Origin of the sequence: Mycobacterium sp. NPDC048908 (assembly GCF_043197955.1) — a bacterium.
GTDB lineage: Bacteria > Actinomycetota > Actinomycetes > Mycobacteriales > Mycobacteriaceae > Mycobacterium.
Genome location: NZ_JBICUE010000025.1, coordinates 42744 through 67523, shown reverse-complemented (window position 1 = coordinate 67523; position 24780 = coordinate 42744). Strand labels below are relative to the sequence as shown.

Genomic DNA, 24780 nt, shown 5'->3' with positions numbered 1-24780 from the left:
CCTTCCGCCGATAACGAGGAGCGCCGTGAGCGAAATCCCAGCCGATCTGTCCTACACCGAGGAACACGAGTGGGTGCAGCGCACCGGCGACGACACCGTGCGGGTCGGGATCACCGACTACGCCCAGTCGGCGCTCGGTGACGTGGTGTTCGTGCAGTTGCCCGACGTGGGCGCCGACGTGACTGCGGGGGAATCGTTCGGCGAGGTCGAGTCGACGAAGTCGGTTTCCGACCTTTACGCGCCGGTCAGCGCGAAAGTCGTTGCCGTCAACGGTGATCTGGAAGCAAACCCGCAACTGGTCAATTCCGACCCGTACGGCGAAGGATGGCTCGTCGATCTTCAGATCGAGGGCTCGTCGCTCGACGACGCTCTCACGGGATTGCTGGACGCGGACGGCTACCGCGCCACCGTCACCGAATGACGGGTTGTTAGGGTTTTCGCGACCAAAGTCCAACACAGGCCGATCCGGCGGTGGTGGACCCAATCATGTCTACTGCGCGGTACGGTCAACACCAGACGAGTAATGACGGCTGGGGGGCCCGGCCTGATATCGCCACGGCAGCCAGTGAGGAGCAGCGGGTGACGGAAAAGGACCACAACTCTAGGGCTGACCAGTCCGAGGATGTCACCGTGGAGACGACATCGGTCTTCCGCGCCGACTTCCTCAACGAACTGGACGCTCCGGCCGCGGCCGGCACCGAGGGTGCGGTCTCGGGTGTCGAGGGGCTGCCTGCGGGCTCGGCCCTGCTGGTCGTCAAGCGCGGTCCCAACGCCGGATCGCGTTTCCTGCTCGACCAGCCGACCACGTCGGCCGGTCGGCATCCCGACAGCGACATCTTCCTCGACGACGTCACGGTGAGCCGCAGGCACGCCGAGTTCCGGCTGGAAAGCGGCGAGTTCCAGGTCGTCGACGTCGGCAGCCTCAACGGCACCTACGTCAACCGCGAGCCCGTCGACTCGGCGGTGCTGGCCAACGGTGACGAGGTGCAGATCGGCAAGTTCCGCCTGGTCTTCCTGACCGGGCCGAAGGGCGACGACGACAGCGGGCCGGGAAGCTAGCCGATGACCGCCCCCGACACACCTGCTCTGGCTGGGATGTCGATCGGAGCGGTCCTCGATCTGCTGCGACCGGACTTCCCGGACGTGACCATCTCCAAGATTCGCTTCCTGGAGGCAGAAGGATTGGTCACGCCTGAGCGCACCCCGTCGGGATATCGGCGTTTCACCGCCTATGACTGTGCTCGGCTGCGGTTCATCCTGACCGCCCAGCGCGACCAGTATCTGCCGTTGAAGGTCATCAAGGCGCAACTGGACGCGCAGCCGGACGGCGAACTGCCGGCCAGCGGATCTGCTTACGCCGTACCGCGTTTGGTCTCCGTCGACGGCGACGGTCGCGACGGGCTTTCCGGCGTCGCTGCCCCCCAGGTGCGGTTGCGTCGCGAGGATCTGCTCAGCCGTTCGGGCATCGACGAGGCCCTGCTGAGCGAGCTGGTCAAGGCGGGCGTGATCAAGCCAGGGCAGGCGGGTTTCTTCGACGAGAATTCTGTGGTGACCGCGCAGTGTGCTAGGGCTCTGGCGGAGTACGGGGTCGAACCCAGACACCTGCGCGCGTTCCGCTCTGCGGCCGATCGGCAGTCCGACCTGATCGCACAGATCGCCGGCCCCGTGGTCAAGGCGGGCAAGGCGGGCGCTCGCGACCGGGCCGACGACCTGGCCCGGGAGGTGGCTGCGTTGGCGATCACATTGCACACGTCGCTCATCAAGTCCGCCGTGCGCGACGTTCTGGATCGCTGAGGATTAGACTCGGCTCAAGGCTTCTTGGCGGGCTTCTTTTCGTGCGGAGGGCAGACACAGATGGGTGAAGTTCGTGTGGTCGGCATTCGCGTGGAGCAGCCCCAGAACCAGCCGGTGCTGTTGCTTCGGGAAGCCAACGGTGACCGCTACCTGCCGATCTGGATCGGCCAACCAGAGGCCGCCGCAATCGCACTGGAACAGCAGGGCCACGAGCCTGCCCGGCCGCTGACCCACGACCTGATCAAAGATGTCATTGCGGCGCTTGGGCATTCGCTCAAGGAGGTCCGCATTGTCGACCTCCAGGAAGGCACGTTCTACGCCGACCTGATCTTTGACCGCGACATCAAGGTGTCGGCGCGGCCATCGGATAGCGTGGCGATCGCGCTGCGCGTCGGCGTGCCGATCTACGTGGAGGAAGCCGTGCTGGCCGAGGCCGGCCTGCTCATCCCCGACGAGAACGACGAGGAAGCCGCTGGGGCGGTCCGCGAGGACGAGGTGGAAAAGTTCAAGGAGTTCCTCGACAGCGTGTCGCCCGACGACTTCAAGGCGACGTAAAGCGGTTTGTCACGGATGTGTCTCGCCGCCCGACACGCGGCGCGGGTTTCTCTCAACCGTGAATCGGGCAGCCATACTTGATCGCGACGAGCAGTAATGGCTCGACGGAAAGCGTATGCTCGACACATTCGAGCTTCGGCAAACGTGCACCCATGCAGGTCACAGACGCGAGTTCGATCGGCGAGAGGATTCGAGAGTGGGAGACAAGCCACGTCAAGAACAGCTTGACCTGTCCACCAGCAGCGGGCCCGCCGAATCGACGGCCGATGTGCCCAGCGAACCCGTGCAGGCCGGTCTGTTCCCCGACAATTCGGTGCCTGACGAACTCGTCGGCTATCGCGGACCCAGTGCCTGCCAGATCGCCGGAATCACCTACCGCCAGCTGGATTACTGGGCACGCACCTCGCTCGTCGTCCCATCGATCCGCGGCGCAGCCGGGTCGGGCAGCCAGCGGCTGTACTCTTTCAAGGACATCCTGGTTCTCAAGATCGTCAAGCGGCTGCTGGACACCGGCATTTCGCTGCACAACATCCGCGTCGCGGTCGATCATCTCCGCCAGCGCGGTGTTCGCGATCTGGCCAACATCACGCTGTTCTCCGACGGCACCACGGTTTACGAGTGCACCTCCGCCGAAGAAGTGGTCGACCTGCTGCAGGGCGGGCAGGGCGTGTTCGGCATCGCCGTGTCCGGCGCGATGCGCGAGTTGACCGGCGCCATCGCGGACTTCCCCGGTGAGCGCGCCGACGGCGGCGAGTCCATCGCCGCGCCCGAGGACGAATTGGCCTCCCGGCGTAAGCACCGCGACCGCAAGATCGGCTGACGCCTGCGTTCCGCTCGCCGAGCGGCCGGTCATGACACGTTCTCTGCTTGTGACCGTGCAATAAGTGGCCACTGGGCGGTCACGGTAAACTAGTTAGCGCATCGCCCTTGTGTGGGAGAGTCCCGTGACCGCCAGCCACGGGCGCCGAAGGAGCAACACCTCTCCGTCAACCTCTCAGGCACCCAGGACCGCACAAGGCCCCGATGCCTCTGGAGCCGTCCTTACGGGTCGACGACTGAGGGGGAGGGCCTAACCGGTTCTTCAGCCGCAGACGCGTCGGGAGTACACGTCAGTGTTCGATCATCACCAGCCCAGCTTCGCCGATCGCCACATCGGACCGGATGCCGATGCCGTGGCGACCATGCTCAAGACCATCGGTGTGGGGTCGCTCGACGAACTGGCCGACAAGGCGCTGCCCGCGGGCATCCTCGACGCGCTGTCCGCCGACGGTGTCGCGCCGGGCCTCGATCAGCTGCTGCCTGCCGCCAGCGAGCAGGAGGCATTGGCCGAACTGCGCGCCATGGCCGAGTCCAACACCGTCACGGTGTCGATGATCGGGCAGGGCTACTTCGATACGCTGACGCCACCGGTGTTGCGCCGCAACATACTCGAGAATCCCGCCTGGTATACGGCCTACACCCCCTACCAGCCCGAGATCAGCCAGGGTCGCCTCGAAGCGCTGCTGAACTTCCAGACCATGGTCGCCGACCTGACCGGTCTGGAAGTCGCCAACGCGTCCATGCTCGACGAGGGCACCGCCGCGGCGGAGGCGATGACGCTGATGCACCGCGCCGTCAAGGGCCCGTCGAATCGGCTGGCCGTCGACGCCGACGTGTACCGCCAGACCGCCGCGATCCTGGCCACCCGCGCCGAACCGCTCGGCATCGAGATCGTCACGGCCGACCTCCGCGCGGGACTGCCCGACGGTGACTTCTTCGGAGTGATCACCCAGTTGCCAGGGGCCAGCGGCCAGGTGGTCGACTGGACCGAACTGGTGGCGGCCGCGCACGAGCGTAAGGCGCTCGTCGCAGTGGGCGCCGACCTTCTGGCGCTGACGCTGATCGCCCCACCGGGCGAGATCGGCGCCGACGTCGCGTTCGGCAGCACCCAACGATTCGGTGTGCCAATGGGATTCGGCGGTCCGCACGCCGGGTACCTGGCGGTTCACGCCAAAAATGCCCGGCAGCTGCCCGGCCGTCTGGTCGGCGTTTCGCAAGATGCGGACGGTGCACCGGCCTACCGGCTGGCCCTGCAGACGCGCGAGCAGCACATCCGCCGGGACAAGGCCACCAGCAACATCTGCACCGCTCAGGTGCTCCTCGCAGTGATCGCCGCGATGTACGCCAGCTATCACGGCGCCGACGGGTTGACAGGTATCGCGCGCCGGGTCCATGCCCGCGCCGAGGCCATCGCAGGTGCGTTGGGTGAGGCGCTCGTGCACGCCAAGTTCTTCGACACCGTGCTGGCGCGGGTACCTGGCCGGGCCCACGAGGTGATCGCCGCCGCGAAGGCCAACGACATCAACCTGTGGCGCGTCGACGCCGACCACGTTTCGGTGTCGTGCGACGAAACCACCACCGAGGCGCATGTCGCGACGGTGATCGAAGCCTTGGGGTTGGCTTCCGCGCAACCGGCGCGCGTCGACATCGCGACCAGGACGTCGGATTTCCTCACCCACCCGGCTTTCACGCAGTACCGCACGGAAACCGAGATGATGCGCTACCTGCGGTCGCTGGCCGACAAGGATATTGCGTTGGACCGCAGCATGATTCCGCTCGGTTCGTGCACCATGAAACTCAACGCCGCAGCCGAGATGGAGCCGATCACCTGGCCGGAGTTCTCTCGCCAGCACCCGTTCGCACCCGCCTCGGACAACCCTGGGCTGCGTAAGCTGATCTCCGACCTGGAAGCCTGGCTGACCGCGATCACCGGTTATGACGCCGTGTCGCTGCAACCGAATGCGGGTTCACAGGGGGAGTACGCCGGGCTGCTGGCGATCCAGGCGTACCACGCCGAGCGTGGCCAACCCGATCGCAACGTGTGTCTGATCCCATCCAGCGCCCACGGCACCAACGCCGCGTCGGCGGCGCTGGCGGGCATGCGCGTCGTGGTGGTGGCGTGCCGCGCCAACGGTGACGTCGACCTCGACGATCTGCGCGCGAAGGTCACAGAGCACGCGGATCGGTTATCGGCCTTGATGATCACCTACCCGTCGACACATGGCGTGTACGAGCATGACATCGCGGAGATCTGCGCAGCGGTGCACGACGTCGGCGGCCAGGTGTACGTCGACGGGGCCAACTTGAACGCGCTCGTCGGGCTGGCCAGGCCGGGCCGGTTCGGCGGCGATGTCAGCCACCTCAACCTGCACAAGACGTTCTGCATCCCGCACGGCGGCGGCGGTCCCGGTGTCGGGCCGGTCGCGGTGCGTGAGCATCTGGTCAAGTACCTGCCGGGCCACCCACTGGCAGAGGAACTCCCGGACAAGCACGCTGTGTCGTCCGCGCCGTACGGTTCGGCGTCGATCCTTCCGATCACCTGGGCCTACATCCGGATGATGGGTGCGGCAGGGCTGCGCGCGGCGTCGTTGACCGCGATCGCGTCAGCCAACTACATCGCCCGCCGACTCGACGAGTACTACCCGGTGCTGTACACCGGCGAGAACGGCATGGTGGCCCACGAGTGCATCCTCGATCTGCGCGGTATCACCAAGGACACCGGTGTCACCGTCGACGACGTGGCAAAGCGCTTGGCGGACTACGGTTTCCACGCCCCGACCATGAGCTTTCCCGTCGCGGGCACGCTCATGGTCGAACCGACGGAAAGCGAAAGCCTGGCCGAGGTCGATGCGTTCTGCGATGCGATGATCGCGATCCGTGCCGAAATCGACAAGGTCGGAGCCGGCGAATGGTCGGTCGACGACAACCCACTGCGCGGCGCGCCGCACACCGCTGAGTGCCTGCTGGTAGCCGACTGGGATCACCCGTACAGCCGCGAACAGGCGGCCTACCCGCTCGGTAAGGGCTTCCGCCCCAAGGTGTGGCCTCCGGTGCGCCGCATCGACGGTGCCTACGGCGACCGCAACCTGGTCTGCTCGTGCCCGCCGGTCGAAGCGTTCGCCTAGCGGCCGAGTTGAAACGACGGGAAGTGGATGACCTGCCCGACCGTGATGACGTCGGGAGCGTCGATGAAGTCGGCCGCGGCGACCAGGGTCAGTGTGCGATCGGCACCGCCGTCGCCATAGTTGTCCTCGGCCAGCTTCCACCGCGTGTCGCCCGCGGCCACGGTGTGCTTGCCGTTCAGCTGCGGCTGGATCAGCACGGTTGCACCTGATAGCGGAACATGACGTACGAAATCTCCAGCTCCTGTCCCACAACGATGTTGTCGGGATCGGAGTTGTCATTGACCACTGAGATCACGGTGCACAGCCGCCCGTCGCCGTAGTACCGCTGCGCCAGCCCCGACAGTGTGTCGCCGCTCTGGACTTGGTATTTCGCCCCCATTGTTGGCCCCCTGTTTTCTGTCGCCCCACTCGGGACGATGGCCACAGTGTTCGTGGCGGGGCGCCGGTGGGTCACGAGAAGTGCACAACCCACTTTTCTCGGCCGCGGTGCTGATACCGTCCCTGCAATGTTGCCCGCGAGCGTGGCCGAGTGGCGCGACGGCGGCGCGTCGTTGACGACACCCGCAGGCAGGGTGTTCGTACGGTCGGGCAAGGGGAAGGGCCCGACGATCCTGCTGCTGCACGGCTATCCGTCGAGTTCCTACGATTACCGAAACGTGGTGCCGCATCTGGCGGGGCGGGCGTGGTTGACGCTGGACTTCCTCGGCTTCGGCCTCTCGGACAAGCCGAGGCCACACCGATACAGCCTGCTCGAGCAGGCCGACATCGTGCAGGCCGTCGTCGCGTCCGAGACGTCCGGACCCGTCGACCTGATCGCCCACGACATGGGGACGTCGGTGACGACGGAGCTGTTGGTGCGAGACATCCACGGCCAGTTGCCTTTTGATTTGCAGCGCGCGGTCATCAGCAACGGCAGTGTGATTTTGCACCGCGCCAGTTTGCGGCCCATTCAGAAGCTGCTGCGCAGTCCGCTCGGCCCGATCGCCTCGCGGCTGTCCAGCAAGGGCAGATTCACACACGAATTCGGCCGGTTGTTCGGTGCCGGGCACCCGCTGGCCGCAGACGAAGCCGATGCGCAGTGGGCGCTGATCGTCAACAACGACGGCCACCGCATCGCACACCTGTTGATCTCGTATCTCGACGAACGCGAGCGCTACGCCGACCGCTGGCACGGCGCGGTTCGCGACTGGCCGAAGCCGCTGAGTTTTCTGTGGGCGCTCGACGATCCGGTGGCCACCACCAACGTGCTCGACGGTTTGCGTGAATTGCGGCCCAGCGCAGATGTTGTCGAGCTACCCGGGATCGGGCACTACCCGCAGGTGGAGGTGCCGGAGGTGTTCACCCGCGCCGCGCTGAGCCTGCTCGCGACGGCGTCACGCTAGCCGAGGAACTGCGTGATCGCGGTGGTCAGATCGGGCGACGCCGAGTTCGCCACGTTCTGGTAGCTGCCGCCACTGGCCTGCGCGACGGCCTCCCAGGTGGCGCGGTCGGAGTCGTTGCCGAAGTCGATGACATTGACCGCGACGGGGCGGCCCTGGTCGAATGCCCCGCGGATGTACTGCTGCAAACCCGAACCGTCCAAGGACTGGTCGGTGTGCGGACCTTCGGTGATCACCAGAATCGAGTTGTCCTGGCCCTGGCGGAAATTCGACTTGGCTTGGTCGTAGATCAGCCGCAACGTGGTGAACGACACCGCCCCACCACCGGAGGCGGTTTGCGAGTTCAACGCGCTGGTCAACGCCGCCGAGCGTGGCTGCCCGTTGACCTGATCGGACAACGGTCCGGTGCTGACTTCGGATCTGCCTTCGACACCGTCGAACGTCCACAACCCCACTGCCGCGTTGCCCGGCAGTGCCTGCAACCGGGAGTTGAGCGCCGCCACCACGTTGGCCACCCGAGACTTGCCGCCTTCTTCGGTCGGCATGGACTGGTCGAGCATGATCGTCACGGCCGGGCTCGCGGCGGGCGCCGTCAGCGCGTTGGCCAGCGTCGCCCGCGTCGACGTGTCGCCCACCGACACCGGCGCGGACAGCGGCGCGAAATTCGTCACGTCGCTCTTCGGCGGCGTGTGGCCCTCGCTGCGGAACCCTGCCTTGGCGAAGTCGGCCAGCTGCTCAGACTTGCGCATGAACCGGGCGAATTCGCTTGCCGCACTGGCCTGCTCCTGCGACAGCCATTGGCCGCTGAGCAGCACCGTCGGGTAATCCGCGACGGCGGCAGGCCCAGCGGGCAGCCATGAGGTCACCTTGCCTTTGACGTCAGGCGTCGAGGCGGCCATCTGAAACAGCTGCTGTTCGGTGGTCACCACGGCGTGCACCTGCGCGCTGGCTGGATCGGCGGCGCTCAGCAACGCGTCCATGGCCGTTGACAGCTTGTTGTCGGCCAGCTTGGGCTGACCGCCCACCAACGTGTTGACCGCGCCGGTGCCTGCGGTGGCCGGCTGACCCTGGGGCGCCGATGCAGCGGCCACCGCCTCGGCGGCCAGATAGGAGGCATCACCGTTACCTAGCAGCGGCAGCGCCAGCCGCAGTGGACCCCAGCCGGGCAGATTGAGCGCGTCCAGCGCCGTCTGGTTGGTCTGCAGCCCCGGCAGGTCGCTCCACTTTTGTTGTGCCAAGGCATCTTTGAGCTGTGGGCGGACCGCCAGCACGACGGGCGAGGTGACAAGCGACCGGCTGTCGCTGACCGTCTGCTGACCTGCCGCAGCCTCGAGCCTGGCTTCGGAGATCGAACTGGCCGGGATCCACAGCGCGGGCTGCGCACCGAGTTCGGCGGGCCATTTCCCGATGAAGCCGTCGACGACCTGATCGGAATCGGCTGGCCGGACGCCCACTTTCACGCATTTGTCGGCAACCGGCGCGGCGCTGCCGTTGAAAGTGTCCGCAAGCTTGTGCACTTCGTCGGCGATCGACGGATCGGCGACCACGGCAACCGCGAGTTCACCGTTCACACACCGTGCGGCCAGCGCATCCGTGCGGTGTGACAGCGCGTCGCCGAAGAATCGCCACAGGATGAAAGCGCCGACCAGCACCACGACCGCGACCAGTGCGACGATCACGCCGACGCTGACACCGCGCCGCTTGGTGGTCACCGCGCGGTGGCTACCGGTCCATTCGCCGCCTTCCCATTCACCGCTGTGCTGCGGGCCCGTCCTCGAGTCAGACTCGGCCAAGTGCGCCGCGGGTTCCGGTCGGGTGTACTCGTCGTCGTCTTGGTCGTAGTCGTCTTGGTCATAGTCAGCGTCGGCGTAGACACCGTCGTCGTAATCGGCGTCCCGGTAGCGGGAATCGTCGTATTCGGAGTCGAAGCCCCGCTCGTCGTCGTCGTCGGGATACGGGGGTGGCGGATAGGACGGTTCGCTGTAGCCCGGCAGGTCGAACCCGCCGTCGGGACGCCGGTGACCGGAACCGTAGTCGCCTTCGGCGGGCTCCTGCCGACCGAACCGCTGAGTCGGCGGTTCGTCCGGCACGCCTTCGTCGGCCGAATCCTCGGGATCGGGAGCGCTGTGCCTGCCCACTTAGTCCCTTGCGCTCACTGCGTTGCTGCCTTGTATTCGCGTCGGCGCCGGTGCAGGATCGGCTCGGTGTAGCCGTTGGGTTGCGTGCCACCGGACAGGATCAGCTCCTGCGCGGCCTGGAATGCGATGCTGCCCTCGGGATCCGGTGCCATCGGCCGGAATTCGGGATCCTTCGCGTTCTGCTCGTCGACCACCGCGGCCATCCTGCGCAGGCTTGCCTTGACGTCGTCTTCGGTGATCACGCCGTGCCGCAACCAGTTCGCCAGCAGCTGACTCGAAATCCGCAGCGTCGCACGGTCTTCCATCAGCGCCACATCGTGGATGTCGGGCACCTTCGAGCAGCCGACGCCCGCATCGATCCACCGCACCACATAGCCCAGGATGGACTGGCAGTTGTTGTCCACCTCTTCGCGGATCTCCTCGGGCGCCCACGCCAGTTCTTTGGCCAGCGGAACCGTCAGCAGCTGGTCGACGTTGGTGCGAAGCTTGCCTTCCAGCTCCTTGTGCACCGCGTACACGTCGACTTCGTGGTAGTGCATGGCGTGCAGGGTGGCCGCCGTCGGCGACGGCACCCACGCGGTGGTGGCGCCGGCCTTCGGCTGACCGATCTTCTGCTTGACCATGTCGGCCATCAGGTCGGTCATCGCCCACATACCCTTGCCGATCTGCGCCTTGCCGGAGAAACCGGTGGCAAGGCCGATGTCGACGTTCTGGTCCTCGTAGGCGGCGATCCATTGGGTGCTCTTCATCGCGCCCTTGCGGATCATCGGCCCGGCCTCCATCGAGGTGTGGATCTCGTCGCCGGTGCGGTCGAGGAAGCCGGTGTTGATGAACACCACCCGATCGACGGCCGCCTTGATGCAGGCCTTGAGGTTGACGGTGGTGCGCCGCTCCTCGTCCATGATGCCGACCTTGAGCGTGTTCTGCGGCAGCCCGAGGACGTCCTCGACGCGGCTGAACAGCTCGCAGGTGTAGGCCACCTCGTCGGGGCCGTGCATCTTGGGCTTCACGATGTACACCGACCCGGTGCGGCTGTTGACCAGCGGTCCGTTGGCCTCGGAGGCCTTCAGGCCGTGGATCGCGATGAGACTGGTGAACAGGGCGTCCTGGATGCCCTCGTACACCTCGGTTTCCTCGCCGTTGGCCTCGGTTCTCACGATCGCGTCGTTGGTCATCAGGTGCCCGACGTTGCGCACGAACAGCAGGCTGCGTCCTGGCAGCGTGAGCTCGCCCTCGCCGTCGGGTGTGGTGTAGACGCGGTCCTGGTTGAGGACACGCGTGAATGTCTTGCCGTCTTTGGTGACGTCCTCGGCGAGGTCGCCCCTGTTGAGGCCGAGCCAGTTGCGGTAGCCCAGCACCTTGTCGTCGGCGTCAACGGCGGCCACCGAGTCCTCGAAGTCCATGATCGTGGTGATCGCGGACTCCAACACGACATCCTTGATGCCTGCCGCGTCGGTCGAGCCGACAGGGGATTCGGGGTCCACCAGGACCTCGATGTGCAGGCCGTTGTTGCGCAGCAGCACCGACCACTGTGGGGAGCCGAGTTCGCCGGTGTAGCCGACGAACTGCTCGGGCGTCGCGAGGCCGGTGGATCCGTCGCCCGTCTCGATGACCAGCTGTCCGTCGTCGATCTTGAGGCCGGTCGCGTCGCTCCACGACCCGGACGCAAGCGGAGCGGCCGTGTCGAGGAAGTTGCGGGCATACGCGATGACCTTGTCGCCGCGCACTTGGTTATATCCGCCGTCGGTACCTGGTCGCACCTTCTCGGCGCCGTCGTCCTCGGAGATGACGTCGGTGCCGTAGAGCGCGTCGTACAGCGAACCCCAGCGCGCATTGGCCGCGTTCAGCGCGAACCGTGCGTTGAGGATCGGCACGACCAGCTGCGGGCCCGCCGTGGTGGTGATCTCGTCGTCCACTCCGGCGGTGGCGATGGTGAAGTCGTCCGGCTCCGGCTGCAGATAGCCGATGTCGGTGAGGAACTGCTTGTAGCCGTCGGGATCCAGCGGCTCGATCACGTGCTGGCGGTGATACTTGTCTAGCTGCGCCTGCAGGTCGTCGCGGCGGGTGAGCAGGTCCTGGTTCTGCGGACTGAGGTCGGTGACCACCTTGTCGACACCGGCCCAGAAGCTGTCCGGGTCGATGTCGGTGCCCGGCAGCGCCTCGTTGTTGATGAAGTCGTAGAGCACCTGGGCGACACGCAAGTTACCCACTGTCACGCGATTGGTCATGCGCGATCCGCCTTCATTCCTTGCTCGCTGGCCATATTTCCTCCTAAGCCGTCGATCCAGCTTACCCAGCTGTAACTGGGGTTATTCGCCAGCAGCGGCGGTCAGCAGCAGGTCACACCACGAGGCCAAGGTGGCCCGCAGCGGCGCGGCCTGCTCAGCAATGCTCTGCTGGGCTCGGACATACTCGGCGCGACCAGCTGGCGTCTCAACGGGGATCGCGTCGAATCCGTAGTCGCGGAGATCATAGGGGCTGGCGCGCATATCCAGCGAACGGGCACGCGCTGCGAGTTCCAGGCAGTCCATCACCAACTCCGATGGCACCAGCGGACCGAGCTTGAACGCCCACTTGTACAGATCCATGTTCGCGTGCACGCACGCGGGTTGCTCCGCGGCCACCTGGCCGTCGCGGGTGAGCCGCTCGACGTTGCGTCCCACTGCGGGCTCTGTGAAGAAGCGGTACGCGTCAAAATGGCTGCAGCGCAACGGCATCGACTCGACGACGGTGTCGGTACCCGCTTGCCCGAGCCGCAGTGGCACGTGCGCGTGCCGCACGGCGGGCGCTCGGTACACCATTGCCCACTCGTGCATCCCGAAGCAGTTGAGTCGCCCCGGACGCGACGCGGTCGCGTGCAGCAGCAGGGCGATGAACCGCACCGTGTCCGCTCGCGCCCGCAGGTGATCGCTTGTCACCGCCACCCCGCGGGGTGAGCGCCCGTATCCGGCCCGGCTCAGATGGCGCTCGGCCGCCGCGCCGGTCAGCGTCGCGCCGAAACCGGGATGCCAGATCCGCAGTTGCCGTGGCCGCAGGCTGTAGTACGTCCACAGGAAGTCCCACACCGGATGGGCCTCGCCGACCCGGGCCCGGTGGCGATGAGGCTCACAGAATTCGTCGACCCGAGCCTGGTGCCGTCGTTCGCGTGCGGTCCAGTCGGGTTCGGTGAGCACGACATCAGGCACCGTCGGGCGGTGCCCGACATCAGGCACCGTCGGGCACCGCCCGACATCAGGCACCGTCGGGCACCGCCCGACATCAGGCATGGTGTGTCCTGTCGCGGACGGCGCCCACCACGTCCTCGACAAGGTCTTCCAGCGTCACCATCGCCGACACTGCGCCATCGGCGCCGGTCACCGACGCCAGGTGGCTGTTGTTGCGCCGCAGCAGCGAAAGGGCGTCCGGCAGCGAGGTCGTCTCGGCGACCTCCGGCAGCGGCCGCACCGTGTCGGGGCCGACCACCGCGTCCGGGTTGTCGACCAGCGCCAGCACGTCTTTGATGTGCACATAGCCGATGAACCGGTCGCGGGAATCGACGACCGGGAACCGCGAGTAGCCGGTCTCGGCCAGCGCGCTCTGGATCGCGGCGACCGTCGGCCCCGACCCGTCACCGGCCACCGGCACCGTGCGCACGTCGCTCAGCGGCATCGCGACATCGCGAACAACCCGATTGCGGATCCTCAGCGCCCGCGACAACCGGTTGTGCTCCTCGGGATCCAGCAGCCCCTCCGACAGCGACTCGGCGATCATCTCCGAGAGCTCGACGCTTGAAACCGTGTTCTCCAGTTCGGTTTTCGCCTGCACTCCGAACATGCGCAGGGTCACGTGGGCACACCAGTCGTAGACCGCGATGACGGGTCGCGCGACGCGCACCCACAACAGGTACGGCGGCACCAGCAGCATGGCCGCCGACTCCGGACCGGCGATCGCGATGTTCTTCGGCACCATCTCACCGAGAAGCACGTGCAGCACCACGACGATGGTGATGGCGATGACGAAGGACACCGTGTGCAGCACGGTGTCGGGGATGCCGAGCAGGTGAAACGGCCGCTCGAGCAGGTGGGCGACCGCAGGCTCCCCGGCGCGGCCGAGCAGGATCGAGCAGATCGTGATGCCCAGTTGGGCGCCCGCCAGCATCAGCGGCAGATTCTCGCCGGCCCGGATCACGGTCACCGCGCTGCGCTTGCCCTGCTCGGCCAGGGTCTCGAGGCGGTCGCGGCGCGCCGAGATCAGCGCGAACTCCGCACCGACGAAAAACGCGTTGGCCGCCAACAACGCGATGGTCAGGATGACGCCGAGGAAGTCACCCATCGGTATCGCCCTGTCCGTCGTCGTCGCCTCGACCGAGCTGGGTGAGTTCGAGTTGGTCGATGCGTCTGCCGTCCATCCGGACCACGGTCGCAAGCCAGCGCATCGGGTCGTCGATGGGCCCGTCCGGGTCGAACGCCGTCAACTCGACCGACTCGCCCTCCTCGGGGATGTGCCCGAGCAGTTGCAGCACCAGCCCGCCGATCGTCTCGTATTCGCCCTCCGAAGCCCGGAATCCGGTGGCGCCGGCGACCTCGTCGATGCGCAGCAGACCCGAGACATGCCAGCCCTGGCCGGCCTGCACCACGTCTGCGGTCGGCTCGTCGTGTTCGTCGCGGATGTCGCCGACGATCTCCTCGATGACGTCCTCGACCGTCACCATGCCCGCAGTGCCGCCGTACTCGTCGACCACCAACGCGGTCTGCAGGCCGTTGGCGCGCAGCTGGGCCATCACGTCGTCACCGTCCAGTGTCGATGGCACCCGCGCGACCGGCTGCGCCAGCGCAGTCAGCCGTGTCCTCTTGTGCAGCTCCGGGGGTACTTCGAAGACCTGTTTGACGTGCACGATTCCGGTGGTCTCGTCGAGATCGCCGTCGACGATCGGGAATCGCGAATAACCGCTCTGGATCGCCGCCTCGACCAGGTCGGCGACCGTGTCGTCGACCTCCAGCATGACGATCTCGGTTCGGGGCGTCATCAGTTCCTCTGCCGTCCGCGAGCCGAACTGCAGCGAGCGATCCACCAAGGTGGCGGTGACCGGGTCCAGCGACCCGTGCCGGGCCGAGTTGCGCACCAGCGACCCGAGCTCCTGCGGCGACCGCGCCGAGCGCAATTCCTCTGCAGGCTCGATGCCGAGACGACGCAGTATCCAGTTCGCGGAGCCATTGGTCAGGTGAATCAGCGGAGCGACCACCATCGAGAACAACACCTGCGGGCCCGCGACCACCCTCGCGACCGCCAGCGGCTTGGCGACGGCGAGATATTGGGCGACCAGCTCACCGAACACCATCGAGACCGACGTGGCGATCAGCAGCGCCAGCACCAGCGCCAGCCCACTGGCCACCTCTTTGGACAACGCGGTCGCCGCGAACACCGGCTCGAGTAGGTGAGCCACCAACGGCTCGGCGAGATAACCGGTGATCAACGTGGTGATCGAGATGCCGACCTGGGCCCCGGACAGCTGAAACGACAGGGTGCGATGCGCGCGCTGTACGAGTTGGTCGCGGCGGCCGCCGCTGCGGGCGTTCGCGTCGACGGTGCTGCGTTCCAGCGCGGTCAGCGAGAACTCCGCCGAGACGAACAGCGCGGTTCCCGCGGTCAGCACCAGGAACGCCAGCACCGCGAGCACGGTGTACACGACGCTCATCGCGTCCTCGCCAAGAACTCGCCGGGCCGCGTGCCCGGCCGACTAGGGGACGGCTCGGCGTCGGAAGGCTCGGGCCACTCAGCAGGCCCGACGGCCTCGACGGGTGCCTGCGGCACAGGGTCCCTTTCGAGTAGGCGTCAAGAAAAATCTATGGTAGCCGCCTCGACCGCCTGGCCTCACCATCCGGTGGGCAGCGGGTGACCCTCGGCAAACCCGGCGGCGGATTGCACCCCGAGGACGACCTTGTCGTGCAACTCCGCAATGGTCGCGGCGCCGACGTAGGTGCACGTGCTGCGTACACCGGAGGTGATGTGGTCGAGCAGGTCCTCGACCCCGCCGCGGGTCGGGTCGAGGCCCATCCGCGACGTCGAAATGCCCTCCTCGAACAACGCCTTTCGGGCGCGGTCGAACGCACTGTCTCCCGCGGTGCGCGCGGCGACGGCGCGTTTGGACGCCATCCCGTAGCTTTCCTTGAACGGCTGGTCCTCGCGGTCGCGCATCAGATCACCAGGCGATTCGTAGGTGCCCGCGAACCACGACCCGATCATCACGTTCGACGCGCCCGCTGCCAGCGCCAGTGCCACATCGCGGGGGTGACGAACCCCGCCGTCGGCCCACACATGACCGCCGAGTTGCCTTGCCGCCGTGGCGCATTCGACCACAGCGGAGAACTGCGGCCGCCCGACGCCGGTCATCATCCTGGTGGTGCACATCGCGCCGGGCCCGACCCCGACCTTGACGATCGACGCGCCTGCGGTGATCAGGTCGTGCGTGCCTTCCGCCGACACCACGTTGCCTGCGGCGATGGGCACCCCGAGGTCTAACGACGACACCGACTTGATCGCCTCGAGCATCCTGACCTGGTGGCCGTGCGCGGTGTCGATCACCAGCAGGTCCACTCCCGCCTCGACCAGCGCGCGGGCCTTGCCGCCGACGTCGCCGTTGATGCCGACCGCGGCGGCGATGCGTAACCGGCCCTTGTCGTCGACGGCGGGGGTGTAGATGCCCGCCCGGACCGAGCCGGTCCTGGTCAGCACGCCGGCCAGCGTGCCGTCGGGTTGGGTCAGCACGGCCAAATCAACAGGGGCGTGCTCGAGCAGATCGAAGACCTTGCGCGGGTCAGTGCCCGTGGGCGCGCTGACGAAATCGGCGATCGCGACGTCGCGGACCCGGGTGAACCGGTCGACGCCGACGCAGCCGGACTCGGTGACCAGCCCGATCGGCCTGCCCTCGAACGCCACCACCGCGGCGCCGTGGGCCCGCTTGTGGATCAGCGCCATCGCATCGGACACGGAATCGTCGGGCGAGAGCACCACCGGTGTGTCGGCGACCAGATCGCGGCTCTTGACGAAGTCGACGGTCTGCTTGACCGCCGAGATCGGCAGATCCTGGGGCAGCACCACGAGGCCACCGCGGCGTGCCACCGTTTCGGCCATCCGCCGGCCTGCCACCGCCGTCATGTTCGCCACCACGACGGGGATGGTGGTGCCCGACCCATCGCCGGTCGACAGGTCGACGTCGAACCGCGATTGCACGTCCGATCGTCCGGGCAGGATGAAGACGTCGTTGTAGGTCAGGTCGTAGGCCGGCCGGTGGCCGTCAAGAAATCGCATCACCTGCGAGTCTAGTCGGCCCCGCAGCCCCGCCGAGCAGACGCAAAATCGCACCAAACGGGCCGAAACGATGCGGGTTCGCGTCTGCTCGCGGCCGGAAAACTAGGCCTCGACTTCGCTGCGGTCGCCGCTCCACAGCGTGTGGAACTTCTTGTCGTGATCGCTGTCGATGCGCGAGTAGGTGTGCGCGCCGAAGAAGTCGCGCAGCCCCTGGGTCAGCGCCGCCGGCAGTCGCTCGGTGCGAAGCGCGTCGTAGTACGACAGCGCCGAGGAGAAGCCCGGAATCGGGATGCCCAGTTGGGTGGCGGTGACGACCACGCGCCGCCAACTGTCGATCGCCGACTCGAGCGCGCTGCGGAAGAAGGGCGCGCCGATCAGCGTCGGGAGGTTCGGGTCCTCGTCGAAGGCTTCCTTGATCGGGTTGAGCAGCTTCGCGCGGATGATGCAGCCGCCGCGCCAGATGGTGGCGACACCGCCGAGATCGATGCCCCAGTCGTATTCGGCGCTACCGGCCTGCAGTTGGTTGAAGCCCTGCGCGTAAGCAATGATCTTCGAGGCGTACAGCGCTTGGTGCACATCCTCGATGAATTTGTCTGCGTCACTTGGCTTTTCGCCGAGGCCGCCGGCCGCCAGGCCGGTGGTGGCGCGCCGTTGGGGCACGGAACCCGACAGTGCACGGGCGAACACCGCCTCGGCGATGCCGGTGACCGGTATGCCGAGGTCGAGCGCGGACTTCACCGTCCAGCGGCCGGTGCCCTTCTGCTCGGCCTCGTCGACGATGACGTCGACGAGCGGCTTACCCGTCTTGGCATCGGTCTGCCGCAGCACCTCCGCGGTGATCTCGATGAGAAAGCTGTCGAGGTCGCCCTTGTTCCACTCGGCGAAGACGTCGGCCATCTCGGATGCGGTCTTGCCGAGGCCGTCGCGCATCAGCTGATAGGCCTCGCCGATGAGTTGCATATCGGAGTACTCGATGCCGTTGTGCACCATCTTCACGAAGTGCCCAGCACCGTCGGGGCCGATGTGGGTGCAGCAGGGCACGCCGTCGACGTGCGCGGAGATCTCCTCCAGCAGTGGGCCGAGCGATTTGTACGACTCGGCCGGCCCGCCGGGCATGATCGACGGTCCGTTCAACGCGCCCTCCTCGCCGCCGGAGATGCCTGCGCCCACAAAGTGCAGACCGCGGTCGCGCATCGCCTTCTCGCGGCGAATCGTGTCGGTGTAGAGGGCGTTGCCGCCGTCGATGATGATGTCGCCTTCTTCCATCGCGTCGGCGAGTTCGTTGATGACGGCGTCGGTCGGATCGCCCGCCTTGACCATGATCAGTACCCGCCGCGGCTTCTCCAGGGCGGCAAGAAACTCCGGGATGGTCTCGCTGCGGACGAACTTGCCTTCCGAACCGTGTGCGGCCAGCAGTGCGTCTGTCTTGGCCACCGACCGGTTGTGCAGCGCGACGGTGTAGCCGTGCCTGGCGAAGTTACGCGCGATGTTGGAGCCCATGACGGCCAAGCCGGTGACCCCGATCTGAGCGGTGCCGGTGGTGTCGGAGGTTTCAGACGAGCTCATGCGGGCGGCCTTTCGTTGTTTTGTTGTGGGTGAGTTATCGGCTACTTATCACTACGCGGTGAACAGCCGATGCAATTCCGTCAGCCACGGCACCGCCAGCGCCAGGGTGGGCACCACCAGCACGGCGGCTGCGGCGATGTAAGCGGTAGCGGCGACGATGCGGCTGTTGGGTTCTCCACCGAGGCGGCGCACTCGCAGCAGGGTGGTGGGGCCGCTTGCGGCAAGCGCACCCGAGGGGGTGCGCCCGGCTGCGCAGGCAACCAGGGCACGCGCAAGGGGAGTAGGGCCCGCGACGCGGACGGCGGCGTCGTCGGCGAGCATCTCGATGAGCATGCGGACCGCGTCGAGCGCGTTGCCGCTTCGAACGAACCGCGGGAATGCGGCGTGCACCGCGGTGAACATCTCCAGCACCAGGTCGTGACGGGCCCGCAGGTGCGCGTTCTCATGGCTGAGAATCGCGTCGATCTCGTTGTCCGACAAGGACTTCAGTGTGCCCTCGCTGACCACCACGCGACTGCGCACACCCGGCAGGCAGTAGGCCAGCGGCTGCTTGACATCGAGGATCCGTAGGCCGCTGGCCTTGGTACAGACGTGGGGCGGGGTCGACTCATGTGACATGTCGAGCAGGTCGACCATCATCCGGTGGTGCGCGCGCCTGCGCCTGGTGGCGATCGCCACCTGCACCACGGCGAAGGTCAGCCGCGCGCCGATCACCAGCGTGAGCGCGAAAACGGTGACGAGTGCGCCCCAGAGCGGCCAGCCGAGTGCGTCGATCTCACTGGTGACCGTCGCGGTGGGGCGACCGTCGGGTCCAGGGACGAAGAGCCTACTGGCGATCGCGATGCCCGCAGAAAACGCCGACAACACCGCGGCGAGTGCGATCGACTGCCACAGCACGATCGCCGCTCGTGGAGCGCGCAGCGGCCACGACGCCCGCGCCAGCACTGCCGGGACCGGTCCCGACAGCACCAGCGCGACAATGGTGAAGGCCAGCGCGGACACGCTGTCAGTATTTCTCAGGCGGTGCCCGGATTACCAGCGGGCGGGGCCTGGCCGTGCTTACTTTCCAACTCGGCCAGTGCGCGACGCAGTGCCGCGGCCTCGTCGGCGCCGACTCGCTCGACGAAATGCACCAGCGCGGCTTCACGACTGCCGGAGTCAGCGGCCTGGTCTAGCGCGTCGACCATCAGGCCGGCGACCAGTTCGTCCCGGCCATGCATCGGGGCGTACCGGTGCGCGCGATCGTCGCGATGCTGGACGACAAGGTTCTTTTTCGCCAGCCGCTGCAGCACGGTCATGATCGTCGTGTAGGCCAGATCGCGGTGGGCCGACAGTTCCTCGTGGACCTGGCGCACGGTTTGGGGCTCGCGGGAGGACCACAGGTGGTCCATCACAGCGCGTTCGAGTTCCCCAAGACGCGTCAACTTTGCCATGTTCCGTTCATCTCCTACGGGCAGTAGATCCAGGGTACTACGGCGTTACTACGGTGCGTCGTATCGAACGCGTCAGAACAACGGTCGGAGTGCCGCACACGGTTCCGGCCGTGGTCATCGGACCCTCCATCTCCCTTGTGAGTCGAGTCACAGGGGGTAGCCCCTGATCATCCCGTGACTATAGTAAGGCTAACCTAACTGCAGATCGGGAGGTTCAGTGACGGTTCTGATCGAGGATCCGCTCATCGCGAGCATGGCGATCCGGCGGCCGCTGCCATTACATGAGTCGAGTCGCAGGCTGCGCGAGCTGTATCCCGGATGTCCGCGGGTCTACGGCGTCGCGGTGATGGCCGACCTTTCGCGGCGCCGGTGGTGGCCACTGGCGGAGGCCGTCACGGGTGACCGCCTGCAGACGATGTTCGACATCGCCGCCGCGGAGACCGACAGCCGCGCTGCAATCGCTCAGCAACTCGCGGCCACCCTGGCCCACGTGGTCGTCGGCCGCGTGCTGCCACTGCTCGTCCTCGAAGGCCGCGCCTGGGACACCGGCCTTGAGAACCTCTGGGTGCATGTTGACTCCGAGGGCGCCATCGACTGGGTCGGCGTCGTCGATCCCCAATTGCGGGCCCTGCCCGATGATCCCGCGGCCAGTGACGACGGCATCGTCACACTGCCCAGCGAGGCCGCGTTGACGACCTGGGTCGCGCATCGCAGCCACCGTGCGCTGGCGCCGCTCTTCGCGCGGCTGACCGACATCTGCGGTGACGCCATGCCGATGGCGTCGATGTGGCACATCGTGGGCGGCGCGGTGGTCAGCGCGGCCACCCAAGTTCCACTGCTGGCCGGGTCCAGCGAGCTGACGAGCATGCGGCGCGCGCAGGCCGTCCTCGACGCGTTCCTCGGATTCGGGCTTGCGGTGCGGGGCACCAGCAGACCGAGCGCACGCAAGGCCTTGCTCAATTAGGGAAGCCTTGCCTATTCTCTTCCTGTTCGAAGCGAATCACCGGACCGCGCCGGAGTCCTGAGGGCTGCAGAGACTCCCGGTCCACTCGAGGGCAGGCCCCGCGCCATCGGCGTGGGGCCTGCCCGCTTTTCGCCTACTTCTCGACCGGTCCCGCCGCAGTCTGCCCATTCCGTGAACGAGCCCATGTTGTAGACCTCGGTGTAGCCGACGCCCGGGGCCCTCGCCGAGGCGGCGTCGTCGCCGTGTAGACACAACCTCGTGACCACGGACGTAGCCGGCCAACTCGGCAAGGGATTCGACAACGAACTCGGGCTCGAGTACCTCGAGCTCACCCCGGACGGCGGCCGGGCGCGGTTGGAGATCAAGGACAAGCTGCTGCAGCCATGGGGCATCGTGCACGGCGGTGTGTACTGCTCGATCGTCGAAGGCCTGGCCAGTGTCTCCGGACAGGTGTGGCTGCTCGAAAACGGGGGCGGGCACGTCGTCGGCGTCAACAACAACACCGACTTCCTGCGCGCGATCTCCGCGGGTGCGGTGACCGCGGTTTCGACGCCGATCCACCGCGGTCGCCGCCAGCAGCTGTGGTTGATCACGATCACCGACGACGACGATCGTGTCGTCGCACGCGGTCAGGTCCGGCTGCAGAACATTTCGCCCGAGTAACAGCCGTATTTCGTGGACTGCTGAGTCCGCCGCAGCGTGGCAGTATGCCTCGCTATGCGTTTGACACCGCATGAACAGGACCGGCTGCTCATCTCCTATGCCGCGGAACTCGCGCGCCGGCGCCAGGGTCGTGGGCTGCGACTGAACCACCCCGAGGCCGTCGCGTTGATAACCGATCACCTGCTCGAGGGCGCGCGCGACGGTCGCACCGTCGCCGAGTTGATGGTCAGCGGCCGCGACGTGCTGTCGCGCGACGACGTCATGGAGGGCGTGCCCGAGATGCTCGACGACGTTGCGGTGGAGGCCACGTTTCCGGATGGCACCAAACTCGTCACCGTGCACCAGCCGATCGCATGACCAGCGAGAAGCCGAAGGCGGATCGCGCATCAATGAAGCCCGGTGAAATCGTCTACGGCGACAAAGACATCGAGATCAACACCGGTGCGAAGCGGTTGACCCTCGACGTCGTCAACACCGGCGATCGACCCGTCCAGGTGGGAAGCCATGTGCACCTGCCGCAGGCCAATTCCGCGCTGCGGTTCGACCGCGACGCCGCGCACGGCCACCGCCTCGACATCCCGGCAGGGACCGCGGTGCGCTTCGAACCCGGTGTTGCCCAGCAGGTTTCGCTGGTTCCGCTGAGCGGTTCGCGTGAGGTGCACGGGCTGACGTTGACACCGCCCGGCCGGTTGGACGCCCGGTGACGGCATTGTCGCGGGCCCGCTACGCGGCGCTGTTCGGGCCGACGACGGGTGACCGGATTCGACTCGCCGACACCGACCTGTTCATCGAGATCACCGAGGACCGCAGCGGCGGTCCCGGACTGGCAGGCGACGAAGCGGTGTTCGGCGGCGGCAAGGTGCTGCGCGAGTCGATGGGTCAGGGTCGTGCCACCCGCGCCGACGGTGCACCCGACACCGTCATCACCGGCGCGGTGATCCTGGACCATTGGGGAATCATCAAGGCCGACATCGGTATCCGCGACGGCCGCGTGGTCGCGATCGGCAAGGCAGGCAACCCGGACATCATGCCCGGCGTCCATCCCGATCTGGTGGTCGGCCCGTCCACCGAAATCATCGCCGGCAACGGGCGCATCGTCACCGCGGGCGCCATCGACTGTCACGTGCATCTGATCTGTCCGCAGATCATGGCGGAGGCGCTCGGCGGCGGCATCACCACGATCGTCGCGGGCGGCACCGGCCCCGCGGAGGGCAGCAAGGCAACCACGGTCACCCCTGGCGCCTGGCACCTGGCCCGCATGCTCGAGTCACTCGACTCGTGGCCGCTCAACATCGCGCTGCTCGGCAAGGGCAACACCATCAGCGCGGAGGCGATGTGGGAGCAATTGCGCGGTGGGGCAGCCGGGTTCAAGCTGCACGAGGACTGGGGAACCACCCCGGCGGCGATCGATGCCTGCCTGACGGTCGCCGATTCCGCGGGTGTGCAGGTCAACATCCACACCGACACGCTCAATGAGGCAGGCTTCGTCGAGGACACGCTGGCCGCGATCAAGGGCCGGTCGATCCACGCCTACCACACCGAGGGCGCGGGCGGCGGCCACGCACCCGACATCATCACGGTGGTCTCGCACCCCAACGTGTTGCCGAGTTCGACCAACCCGACCCGACCGCACACCGTCAACACCCTCGACGAGCACCTCGACATGCTGATGGTGTGTCACCACCTGAATCCCAGCGTCCCCGAGGATCTGGCGTTCGCGGAGAGCCGCATTCGGCCGTCCACCATCGCCGCCGAGGACCTGCTTCACGACATGGGCGCGATCTCCATGATGGGCAGCGATGCGCAGGCGATGGGCCGCATCGGAGAGGTCGTCATCCGGACCTGGCAGACCGCGCACGTGATGAAGCGCCGCCGCGGCGCGCTGGAAGGTGACGGGCCTGCCGACAACAACAGGGCGCGGCGCTATGTCGCGAAGTACACCATCTGCCCGGCCGTCGCCCACGGCATCGACCATGAGGTCGGTTCGGTCGAGGTGGGCAAGCTGGCCGATCTCGTGCTGTGGGAGCCCGCATTTTTCGGGGTGCGTCCGCATGCGGTGCTCAAGGGCGGCATGATCGCGTGGGCGGCAATGGGCGACGCCAACGCGTCGATCCCGACCCCGCAACCGGTGCTGCCGCGAGCGATGTTCGGTGCCGCCCCGGCTGCGGCGGCGGCCACCTCGCTGCATTTCGTCGCACCGCAGGCCCTCGACGATGGACTGGCCGATCGACTTTCGGTGGATCGAAAGTTGGTACCGGTCAACGATGTTCGGCACCTCGGCAAGGCGCAGATGCCCCTCAACGACGCGATGCCGAACATCGAGGTCGATCCGGACACCTTCACCGTACGTATCGATGGCGAGGTCTGGCAGGAGCAGCCCGCCACCGAACTGCCCATGGCCCAACGCTTTTTCCTGTTCTGATGACCAACCTGTCGACACTGCTGACGCTCGCCGACTCGCGGTTGCCCACCGGCGGGCATGTGCACTCCGGCGGTGTCGAGGAAGCGGTCACCTCGGGTTTGGTGGTCGATTTGGCGACGCTGCGGGCATACCTGCGGCGCAGGATCCGCACGCACGGTCTTGTGACGGCGTCGCTGGCCGTGGCCGTCCACGCGGCAAGTCTGAGCGTCGAACACGCCGACCGCGAAACCGACGCCCGCACACCGGCTCCCGCGGCGCGGCAGGCGTCGCGGGCTCAGGGTCGTGGGCTGGCACGACTTGCGCGCCGGGTGTGGCCCGATGATGACTGGCGGCCCCTCGGGACCACACCCCACCTGGCCGTCGCGGCCGGCGCGGTCGGCAGGGCCAGCGGCCTGAACCCCGATCAGACCGCGATATCCGTCGTCTACACCACGATGACCGGATCAGCGACTGCAGCACAGCGATTGCTGGCGCTGGACCCCGGCGACGTCGCGGCCGTGACCTTCGACCTGGCATCACTGTGCGAGGCGACCGCCACCGAGGCCGCCAAGGGGCTGGCCGACCTGTCCGATCCGCTGCTCGACACGCTGGCCCAACGGCACAGCCAACGCGAGCGCCCGTTGTTCGTCTCGTGA

General features: G+C 67.0%; 24 protein-coding genes and 1 riboswitch. Of the genes, 13 read left to right on the top strand and 11 right to left on the bottom strand.

Features of this window, described 5'->3' with window-relative positions; translation table 11 throughout:
* The first annotated feature begins 25 nt into the window (after positions 1–25).
* From gcvH to gcvP, 6 genes are all read left to right on the top strand, one after another.
* On the top strand, positions 26–421 hold the full coding sequence (gcvH, locus tag ACGFK1_RS32025) for a glycine cleavage system protein GcvH (RefSeq protein WP_393439536.1): 396 nt from the start codon (positions 26–28) through the stop codon (positions 419–421).
* Positions 422–579: 158 nt separating this feature from the next.
* Positions 580–1059, top strand: coding sequence for a glycogen accumulation regulator GarA (gene garA, locus ACGFK1_RS32020; protein ID WP_393439533.1), 480 nt, complete (start codon positions 580–582; stop codon positions 1057–1059).
* Between the two features lie 3 nt (positions 1060–1062).
* The gene (locus tag ACGFK1_RS32015) at positions 1063–1794 is read left to right on the top strand and encodes a MerR family transcriptional regulator (protein WP_393439530.1); all 732 of its coding nucleotides are present in this window, start codon (positions 1063–1065) and stop codon (positions 1792–1794) included.
* 60 nt (positions 1795–1854) lie between these two features.
* Positions 1855–2349 carry a bifunctional nuclease family protein gene (locus ACGFK1_RS32010; protein WP_067800820.1) on the top strand — a complete coding sequence of 165 codons (495 nt, stop codon included), beginning with the start codon at positions 1855–1857 and terminating at the stop codon, positions 2347–2349.
* 196 nt (positions 2350–2545) lie between these two features.
* The gene (locus tag ACGFK1_RS32005) at positions 2546–3169 is read left to right on the top strand and encodes a MerR family transcriptional regulator (protein WP_393439527.1); all 624 of its coding nucleotides are present in this window, start codon (positions 2546–2548) and stop codon (positions 3167–3169) included.
* Between the two features lie 102 nt (positions 3170–3271).
* Positions 3272–3370: riboswitch (glycine riboswitch) on the top strand.
* Positions 3371–3461: 91 nt separating this feature from the next.
* A complete protein-coding gene (gcvP, locus tag ACGFK1_RS32000) occupies positions 3462–6293 on the top strand; it encodes an aminomethyl-transferring glycine dehydrogenase (RefSeq protein WP_393439525.1) in 2832 nt (943 codons plus the stop codon).
* On the opposite strand, the gene ACGFK1_RS31995 is transcribed toward gcvP, so the two are convergent.
* Positions 6290–6490: a LysM peptidoglycan-binding domain-containing protein gene (locus ACGFK1_RS31995; protein WP_393439522.1), complete on the bottom strand. Its 201-nt coding sequence runs from the start codon at positions 6488–6490 to the stop codon at positions 6290–6292. The two genes, gcvP and ACGFK1_RS31995, sit on opposite strands and share 4 nt — an antisense overlap.
* The gene (locus tag ACGFK1_RS31990) at positions 6484–6672 is read right to left on the bottom strand and encodes a LysM peptidoglycan-binding domain-containing protein (protein WP_393439519.1); all 189 of its coding nucleotides are present in this window, start codon (positions 6670–6672) and stop codon (positions 6484–6486) included. The genes ACGFK1_RS31995 and ACGFK1_RS31990 overlap by 7 nt, the downstream gene beginning before the upstream one ends.
* 127 nt (positions 6673–6799) lie before the next feature.
* Between ACGFK1_RS31990 and ACGFK1_RS31985 the strand changes: the two genes are divergently transcribed.
* Complete coding sequence (locus ACGFK1_RS31985; protein WP_393439516.1) at positions 6800–7675, top strand: alpha/beta fold hydrolase; 876 nt, start codon at positions 6800–6802, stop codon at positions 7673–7675.
* On the opposite strand, the gene ACGFK1_RS31980 is transcribed toward ACGFK1_RS31985, so the two are convergent.
* From ACGFK1_RS31980 to ACGFK1_RS31940, 9 genes are all read right to left on the bottom strand, one after another.
* Positions 7672–9810, bottom strand: coding sequence for a hypothetical protein (locus ACGFK1_RS31980; RefSeq protein WP_393439513.1), 2139 nt, complete (start codon positions 9808–9810; stop codon positions 7672–7674). The two genes, ACGFK1_RS31985 and ACGFK1_RS31980, sit on opposite strands and share 4 nt — an antisense overlap.
* Before the next feature lie 14 nt (positions 9811–9824).
* Positions 9825–12038 (bottom strand): malate synthase G, encoded by a 2214-nt coding sequence (locus ACGFK1_RS31975; RefSeq protein WP_393439510.1) that lies wholly within the window; start codon positions 12036–12038, stop codon positions 9825–9827.
* An 81-nt stretch (positions 12039–12119) separates the two neighbouring features.
* Positions 12120–13076: a 3-methyladenine DNA glycosylase gene (locus ACGFK1_RS31970; protein ID WP_393439507.1), complete on the bottom strand. Its 957-nt coding sequence runs from the start codon at positions 13074–13076 to the stop codon at positions 12120–12122.
* Positions 13069–14121 (bottom strand): hemolysin family protein, encoded by a 1053-nt coding sequence (locus ACGFK1_RS31965; RefSeq protein WP_393439504.1) that lies wholly within the window; start codon positions 14119–14121, stop codon positions 13069–13071. The genes ACGFK1_RS31970 and ACGFK1_RS31965 overlap by 8 nt, the downstream gene beginning before the upstream one ends.
* Positions 14114–15484: a hemolysin family protein gene (locus ACGFK1_RS31960; RefSeq protein ID WP_393439501.1), complete on the bottom strand. Its 1371-nt coding sequence runs from the start codon at positions 15482–15484 to the stop codon at positions 14114–14116. The genes ACGFK1_RS31965 and ACGFK1_RS31960 overlap by 8 nt, the downstream gene beginning before the upstream one ends.
* 176 nt (positions 15485–15660) lie before the next feature.
* Complete coding sequence (locus ACGFK1_RS31955) at positions 15661–17100, bottom strand: GuaB1 family IMP dehydrogenase-related protein (protein WP_393439498.1); 1440 nt, start codon at positions 17098–17100, stop codon at positions 15661–15663.
* A 99-nt stretch (positions 17101–17199) separates the two neighbouring features.
* On the bottom strand, positions 17200–18663 hold the full coding sequence (gndA, locus tag ACGFK1_RS31950) for an NADP-dependent phosphogluconate dehydrogenase (RefSeq protein ID WP_393439496.1): 1464 nt from the start codon (positions 18661–18663) through the stop codon (positions 17200–17202).
* Positions 18664–18714: 51 nt separating this feature from the next.
* The gene (locus ACGFK1_RS31945; RefSeq protein ID WP_393439493.1) at positions 18715–19665 is read right to left on the bottom strand and encodes a M56 family metallopeptidase; all 951 of its coding nucleotides are present in this window, start codon (positions 19663–19665) and stop codon (positions 18715–18717) included.
* A gap of 14 nt (positions 19666–19679) precedes the next feature.
* A complete protein-coding gene (locus tag ACGFK1_RS31940; RefSeq protein ID WP_393439490.1) occupies positions 19680–20096 on the bottom strand; it encodes a BlaI/MecI/CopY family transcriptional regulator in 417 nt (138 codons plus the stop codon).
* 217 nt (positions 20097–20313) lie between these two features.
* On the opposite strand from ACGFK1_RS31940, the gene ACGFK1_RS31935 reads away from it, so the two are divergent.
* From ACGFK1_RS31935 to ACGFK1_RS31910, 6 genes are all read left to right on the top strand, one after another.
* Positions 20314–21060 (top strand): iron reductase, encoded by a 747-nt coding sequence (locus tag ACGFK1_RS31935; protein ID WP_393439487.1) that lies wholly within the window; start codon positions 20314–20316, stop codon positions 21058–21060.
* Positions 21061–21318: 258 nt separating this feature from the next.
* On the top strand, positions 21319–21723 hold the full coding sequence (locus ACGFK1_RS31930; protein ID WP_393439485.1) for a PaaI family thioesterase: 405 nt from the start codon (positions 21319–21321) through the stop codon (positions 21721–21723).
* Positions 21724–21777: 54 nt separating this feature from the next.
* A complete protein-coding gene (locus tag ACGFK1_RS31925; RefSeq protein ID WP_393439482.1) occupies positions 21778–22080 on the top strand; it encodes an urease subunit gamma in 303 nt (100 codons plus the stop codon).
* Between the two features lie 32 nt (positions 22081–22112).
* Positions 22113–22427 (top strand): urease subunit beta, encoded by a 315-nt coding sequence (locus ACGFK1_RS31920; RefSeq protein ID WP_393439557.1) that lies wholly within the window; start codon positions 22113–22115, stop codon positions 22425–22427.
* Complete coding sequence (locus ACGFK1_RS31915) at positions 22424–24145, top strand: urease subunit alpha (protein ID WP_393439479.1); 1722 nt, start codon at positions 22424–22426, stop codon at positions 24143–24145. The genes ACGFK1_RS31920 and ACGFK1_RS31915 overlap by 4 nt, the downstream gene beginning before the upstream one ends.
* Entirely contained in the window at positions 24145–24780 is a 636-nt protein-coding gene (locus tag ACGFK1_RS31910; protein ID WP_393439476.1) for an urease accessory protein UreF, read from the top strand. Before ACGFK1_RS31915 ends, ACGFK1_RS31910 begins: the two co-directional genes overlap by 1 nt.

Bases quoted from the DNA above. Each gene is read 5' to 3' on its own strand.
- ACGFK1_RS32015 (WP_393439530.1), top strand. From the start codon at position 1,063: ATGACCGCCCCCGACACACCTGCTCTGGCTGGGATGTCGATCGGAGCG.
- ACGFK1_RS32010 (WP_067800820.1), top strand. From the start codon at position 1,855: ATGGGTGAAGTTCGTGTGGTCGGCATTCGCGTGGAGCAGCCCCAGAAC.
- ACGFK1_RS31990 (WP_393439519.1), bottom strand. From the start codon at position 6,672: ATGGGGGCGAAATACCAAGTCCAGAGCGGCGACACACTGTCGGGGCTG.
- ACGFK1_RS31985 (WP_393439516.1), top strand. From the start codon at position 6,800: ATGTTGCCCGCGAGCGTGGCCGAGTGGCGCGACGGCGGCGCGTCGTTG.
- ACGFK1_RS31975 (WP_393439510.1), bottom strand. From the start codon at position 12,038: ATGACCAATCGCGTGACAGTGGGTAACTTGCGTGTCGCCCAGGTGCTC.
- ACGFK1_RS31970 (WP_393439507.1), bottom strand. From the start codon at position 13,076: ATGCCTGATGTCGGGCGGTGCCCGACGGTGCCTGATGTCGGGCGGTGC.
- ACGFK1_RS31965 (WP_393439504.1), bottom strand. From the start codon at position 14,121: ATGGGTGACTTCCTCGGCGTCATCCTGACCATCGCGTTGTTGGCGGCC.
- ACGFK1_RS31960 (WP_393439501.1), bottom strand. From the start codon at position 15,484: ATGAGCGTCGTGTACACCGTGCTCGCGGTGCTGGCGTTCCTGGTGCTG.
- gndA (WP_393439496.1), bottom strand. From the start codon at position 18,663: ATGAGCTCGTCTGAAACCTCCGACACCACCGGCACCGCTCAGATCGGG.
- ACGFK1_RS31940 (WP_393439490.1), bottom strand. From the start codon at position 20,096: ATGGCAAAGTTGACGCGTCTTGGGGAACTCGAACGCGCTGTGATGGAC.
- ACGFK1_RS31925 (WP_393439482.1), top strand. From the start codon at position 21,778: ATGCGTTTGACACCGCATGAACAGGACCGGCTGCTCATCTCCTATGCC.
- ACGFK1_RS31920 (WP_393439557.1), top strand. From the start codon at position 22,113: ATGAAGCCCGGTGAAATCGTCTACGGCGACAAAGACATCGAGATCAAC.
- ACGFK1_RS31910 (WP_393439476.1), top strand. From the start codon at position 24,145: ATGACCAACCTGTCGACACTGCTGACGCTCGCCGACTCGCGGTTGCCC.